Below are 5,155 nucleotides of genomic sequence, written 5' to 3'. Positions count from 1 at the left end.
GCACGAGGGCCGTGACGACCTGCTCGACGTGCACGCGGTGATCTACGTGGAGCGGCCCAGCCAGAAGGGCATCGTGATCGGCAAGGGCGGCGCCCGGCTACGGGAAGTCGGCACCGCCGCGCGCCGCCAAATCGAGAAGCTGCTGGGCAGCAAGGTCTATCTCGGCCTGCGGGTCAAGGTCGCCAAGAACTGGCAGCGCGACCCCAAACAGCTTGGCCGCCTTGGCTTTTGACCGTCGCTGCGGTCGCGGTTAGCGCAGCGCTATCGGCGGCGTGCCCATCCCGGTGTTCCACCAAGCCTGCGGCTGCTTGGCGGCCCAGCCCATGACGCCCTCGAGTTCGGCGGCCAGCGACACCAGCAACGGCTCGCTGTTGGCCGGCCCCATCAGCTGTACACCGATCGGCAGACCTTCGGAGGTGAAGCCTGCCGGGACGTTGATCGACGGCCACCCCAGCACATTCCACGGCCACGTCACCGGGCAGGCCTTGATCATGACGCGGTCGGTGGCCAAGCCGCCCAACGTGTCGAAGGCGTGCACCTGTGGCGGTGGCTGCGCGGTGGTCGGCGCTAGCACCACGTCGACGATGTCGAAGATCGAGCCGACCCGACGCTGATCCGCGGCCTCGTGGGCGCGCGCGCGGCGCAGCACCCGCCCGGAGAGCAGTCGGCCCATCCGCATGTTGGACAGCGTGCGACGGTCGTATTCGACGCCGTCGCCGAGCCGCTCTGCCCAGTCGAGCAGCCCGGCGGTGGACCGTGCCAGGAAATTCCACGACAACCGCAGGCCGTAATCGGGGTTGCCGGCCACCACGGAGTGGCCCAGCAGCTTGAGTTGCTCGGCCACCCTGTCCAGCGCGGCGCGGATCTCCGGGTGCAGCGCGGCCCGAAACGCGGTAAACGGGAAGCGGGTTGACACCGCGACCTTCAGCGGACCTGGCGCGACGCCGACGTATTGGGAGACCTTGACCGGAGGTGGTTTGTGCAGGTCGCCCTCGACGTTGCCAGAGACGGCGTCAAGCACCAGCGCCGCGTCCTCGACGGTGCGCGCCAGCACGCCGTTGACCGTGATGCCGTTGAACGCCTCGGGCAGCGGCCAGGTCGAAATCCGGCCGCGCTGCGGCTTGATGCCCACCAGGTGTGTCCATGCCGCGGGGATACGGATGCTGCCGGCTCCGTCCGAGCCGATAGCGGCGGCGACCAGGCCGGCCGCCACCGCGGCAGCGCCGCCGCCCGACGATCCGCCGGGTGTGTGCTTGCGTGACCAGGGGTTGCGGGTGTGCCCGAATGCGGGTCCGCTGGTGAACGGCCATTGGCCGAGTTCACAGGTGTTGGTTTTGCCGACGATCACCGCGCCCGCCGCCTTGAGCCGGCGCACCACCTCGGAATCGGCGGTGGCAGGTGCGACGTACCCGGATGCGCCGAAAGCCGTTGCGACACCGGCGATGTCGACGTCATCCTTGACCGCGATCGGGACGCCCAGCAGCGGCGCCTGCTCACCGGCGGCGCGCCGGCGGTCGGCCTCGGCGGCATCGGCCAGCGCCGACTCCGTGAGCACCACCCGGAACGCGTTGAGCGTGGACTGGCTGAGGTCGATGGCGTGCAGCGAGCGGCGCACCAGCTCGTCCGACGTCACCTCACGGCTGGCCAGCTGGTAGAGCTGATCGGACAGGGTTGGGAAGCGAAGGAAAGACGCGTGTGCCATCGCCGACCAGAGTATCGGCGTGCCATCCCGGCCATGTCCCAGCGATGTCTCAGCACGATGCCAAACTGGAGTGATGCGGCTATACCGGGACCGGGCGGTGGTGCTGCGCCAGCACAAGCTCGGCGAAGCCGACCGGATCATCACCCTGCTGACCCGCGACCACGGCCTGGTGCGCGCGGTGGCCAAGGGTGTGCGCCGCACCCGCAGCAAGTTCGGCGCGCGGCTGGAGCCGTTCTCTCACATCGACGTGCAGCTCTACCCCGGCCGCAACCTGGACATCATCACCCAGGTGGTCGCGATCGACGCGTTCGCCACCGACATCGTCAGCGACTACGGCCGCTACACCTGCGCGTGCGCGATGCTGGAAACCGCCGAACGCCTCGCCGGTGAGGAGCGGGCACCGGCCCCGGCGCTGCACCGGCTCACAGTGGGGGCGCTGCGGGCGGTGGCCGACGGGCAGCGGCCGCGCGAGCTGGTGCTGGACGCCTACCTGCTGCGTGCCATGGGGATCGCCGGATGGGCGCCGGCGCTGACCGAGTGCGCCCGCTGCGCCACGCCCGGCCCGCATCGAGCGTTTCACATCGCCGCGGGCGGCAGCGTCTGCCCGCACTGCCGCCCGGCCGGTTCCACCACGCCGCCGCTGGGGGTATTGGAATTGATGTCGGCGTTGCGCGACGGCGACTGGGAGGCGGCGCTGGCTGCGCCGCAACCGCACCGCAACCACGTCAGCGGGTTGGTGGCCGCCCACCTGCAATGGCACTTAGAACGCCAACTGCGAACGTTGCCGCTGGTGGAGCGGATGGACCGGGTCGACCGCGCGGTCGCCGCCCATCGCATCTCGCTGGTCGGGCAGGATGTGGCCCATGGTGCGGAACCGGGGCAGCGGCTCAGCGCGGAAAGCTGAGCGCGGCTTTCCGCAGCTGTCTCCCGCGCCGCCCGACTACCCGAGCTTCCCGGACAAGTCGACGTGGCCGGTGGTCTTCCCGGAGCTGCCGCCGTCACCCGATGGCGGCCCGCGCCGGCCACCGCAACACCCGTCGAAAGCGGTCCCGCCACGAATCCCGGCCGCGCAGCTGCCAACGCACGTCGCGATCGTGATGGACGGCAACGGCCGGTGGGCCACGCAGCGCGGACTGCCGCGCGTCGAGGGACACAAGATGGGCGAGGCGGTTGTCATCGACATAGCCTGTGGCGCAATCGAACTCGGCATCAAGTGGTTGAGCCTTTTCGCTTTTTCCACCGAGAACTGGAAACGGTCGGCCGAAGAGGTCCGCTTCTTGATGGGCTTCAACCGCGATGTGGTGCGGCGCCGCCGCGAAAGCCTAAAGGCTATCGGTGTGCGGATACGGTGGGTCGGCTCGCGGCCACGGTTGTGGCGCAGCGTGATCAAAGAACTCGAGATCGCCGAGCAGATGACTGCCGGCAACGACGTCATCACCGTGAACTACTGCGTGAACTACGGCGGCCGGGCCGAAATCACCGAAGCTGCCAGGGCAATCGCGCGGGAGGCGGCCGTAGGCAAGCTCAATCCTGATCGGATCACCGAGGCGACGATCGCCCGTCACCTGCAGCGGCCCGACATTCCCGATGTGGACTTGCTGCTGCGCACCTCGGGGGAGCAGCGGTCCAGCAATTTCATGTTGTGGCAGGCGGCATACGCCGAATACATTTTCCAAGACAAGCTGTGGCCCGACTATGACCGCCGCGACTTGTGGGCGGCCTGCGAGGACTACGCGTCCCGCCATCGACGATTCGGGAGCGCCTGATGCCCTCACTGCAGGAGCGGCTGACGTCGGTGCTGCGGGAGGTGCTGCCCGTCGAAGAAGAACCCGACGGCGCACTGACCATCCGCCATCTCGGCACGTTGGCGTCGCTGCGGGTGGTGTCCGTCGTCGAGGATCTCGATCTGGTGTCGCTCACCCAAGTGTTGGCATGGGATCTTCCGTTGAACAAGAAGGTCCGCGACCGGGTGGCCGAGCAGGCGAACGGAATCCAGTTGGGCGCAGTGGCCGTGGTGGAAAAGGTCGGCGAGGCGACCGCGAAGCGCAACTCGGCCAAAACCGCCGACGTGATGCTGCGGTACAACTTCCCCGGCGCCGGCCTGACAGACAACGCGCTGCGGACGCTGATCCTCATGGTGCTCGACACGGGCGCCGAAATACGACGGGCCCTAACGGCTTAGGGCTCGCTTGCCCCGACGGAGGGTAATAGTCTTTGAACCCGCCTCATAGCAATTTACAAAGCTGGCAAGTGGGGTCGCCGACCTGAGAATCGCGCGGAGGCGGGCACCTAGGGTGTTCCCGCCCAAAGGGGCACCCGGCACAGCCGTGCCTGCTGAAGCTGCCAGCGGAATTATCGGCACTCCGCGCAGGTGCCGAAGATCTCGATGGTGTGGCTGGGATCGGAAAAGCCGTGTTCGGCCGCCACGTCGGCGGCCCACGCCTCGACCTCGCGATCGCCGACCTCCACGGTGGAGCCGCAGCTGCGGCACACCAGATGGTGGTGATGGTTCGTCGAGCAACGGCGGTACACGGATTCACCCGTGTCGTTGCGCAGCGTGTCGAGCATCCCCGCCGCCGCCATCGACTGCAGCGTCCGGTAGACGGTAGTCAGGCCGATGTTTTCGCCGCGCCGACGCAACTCGTCGTGCAGTTCTTGCGCCGAGCGGAAGTCGTCGAGGGTTTCCAGCAGGGTCGCGATGGCCGCCCGCTGCCGGGTGGAGCGAACACCGGCACCCGTCATCAGCGCTCCTCACCGGCGTGAGCGACAGCGTCGATGACGATGTGCGCCAGGTGGTGGTCGGCCAGCCGGTAGAGGACTTCGCGCCCTGACCGCTCGCCGGCGACCACGCCGGCGGCCTTGAGAATCTTCAAGTGCTGGCTCACCAACGGTTGCGGTACGCCCAGCGCGTCGACCAGCTCGTGCACGCAGCGCTGCGACTCGCGCAATTGCAGCACGATCGCGATGCGGACCGGTGCCGCCAGCGCGCGCAGCAGCTCACCGGCAGCGTCCAGGATTTCCCGCGGCGGCGGCGCCGGGAACGCCGAGAACCCGCGCTCGTGCTCTCCCTCCAGCTCGGAACCGACGGCTGCCATTGACGGGCCGTCGGCTACCGGTGACGTTGACGGGGACATGAGTCATCACCTTCGAGCAGGGCAGTTGGGAATCGCTGTCGGCTGACCTCCACTGTCACATGCACGATGACGCATGTCAAAGACCGCTGGGCCGATCGCTACGATGACTGGTGCTCGCGGCTCATCGCCATCCGCGTTCATCCCCACCCGAGACAGGAGTGCACCCGCCCGTGGCGTCCGTCATCGACACCGTGGCCAACCTCGCCAAACGCCGCGGCCTGGTGTACCCGTGCGGCGAAATCTACGGCGGCGTCAAGTCGGCGTGGGACTACGGGCCGCTGGGTGTCGAGCTCAAAGAGAACATCAAGCGACAGTGGTG

7 protein-coding genes and 1 pseudogene are annotated in these 5,155 nt (G+C 68.2%); 5 read left to right on the top strand and 3 right to left on the bottom strand.

Annotated elements, in window-relative coordinates:
- Nucleotides 1-232 (top strand): KH domain-containing protein (locus VFA16_RS08360; protein ID WP_324967363.1); only part of this gene is annotated, 232 nt, incomplete at its 5' end.
- Between the two features lie 18 nt (nt 233-250).
- On the opposite strand, the gene VFA16_RS08355 is transcribed toward VFA16_RS08360, so the two are convergent.
- Nucleotides 251-1,702: an amidase gene (locus VFA16_RS08355; protein WP_324967362.1), complete on the bottom strand. Its 1,452-nt coding sequence runs from the start codon at nt 1,700-1,702 to the stop codon at nt 251-253.
- 73 nt (nt 1,703-1,775) lie between these two features.
- On the opposite strand from VFA16_RS08355, the gene recO reads away from it, so the two are divergent.
- From recO to VFA16_RS08340, 3 genes are read left to right on the top strand one after another with little or no spacing between them, the layout of a single operon-like run.
- Complete coding sequence (gene recO / locus VFA16_RS08350) at nt 1,776-2,606, top strand: DNA repair protein RecO (protein ID WP_324967361.1); 831 nt, start codon at nt 1,776-1,778, stop codon at nt 2,604-2,606.
- Nucleotides 2,566-3,468: a decaprenyl diphosphate synthase gene (locus VFA16_RS08345; protein WP_324967360.1), complete on the top strand. Its 903-nt coding sequence runs from the start codon at nt 2,566-2,568 to the stop codon at nt 3,466-3,468. The genes recO and VFA16_RS08345 overlap by 41 nt, the downstream gene beginning before the upstream one ends.
- A complete protein-coding gene (locus tag VFA16_RS08340) occupies nt 3,468-3,884 on the top strand; it encodes a hypothetical protein (RefSeq protein WP_324967359.1) in 417 nt (138 codons plus the stop codon). Before VFA16_RS08345 ends, VFA16_RS08340 begins: the two co-directional genes overlap by 1 nt.
- A gap of 170 nt (nt 3,885-4,054) precedes the next feature.
- Here VFA16_RS08340 and VFA16_RS08335 read toward each other — a convergent pair whose 3' ends face one another.
- Both VFA16_RS08335 and VFA16_RS08330 read right to left on the bottom strand, forming a co-directional pair.
- On the bottom strand, nt 4,055-4,444 hold the full coding sequence (locus VFA16_RS08335; protein ID WP_324967358.1) for a Fur family transcriptional regulator: 390 nt from the start codon (nt 4,442-4,444) through the stop codon (nt 4,055-4,057).
- Nucleotides 4,444-4,797 carry a metalloregulator ArsR/SmtB family transcription factor gene (locus VFA16_RS08330; RefSeq protein ID WP_324967364.1) on the bottom strand — a complete coding sequence of 118 codons (354 nt, stop codon included), beginning with the start codon at nt 4,795-4,797 and terminating at the stop codon, nt 4,444-4,446. The genes VFA16_RS08335 and VFA16_RS08330 overlap by 1 nt, the downstream gene beginning before the upstream one ends.
- A gap of 197 nt (nt 4,798-4,994) precedes the next feature.
- On the opposite strand from VFA16_RS08330, the pseudogene VFA16_RS08325 reads away from it, so the two are divergent.
- Nucleotides 4,995-5,155, top strand: a pseudogene (locus VFA16_RS08325) (glycine--tRNA ligase); the annotation flags it as partial.

This window comes from Mycobacterium sp. (assembly GCF_035653355.1).
In the GTDB taxonomy this organism is placed as follows: domain Bacteria; phylum Actinomycetota; class Actinomycetes; order Mycobacteriales; family Mycobacteriaceae; genus Mycobacterium.
The sequence above is the reverse complement of the archived record's forward strand: the minus strand, read 5'-3'. Positions and strand labels throughout refer to the sequence as shown.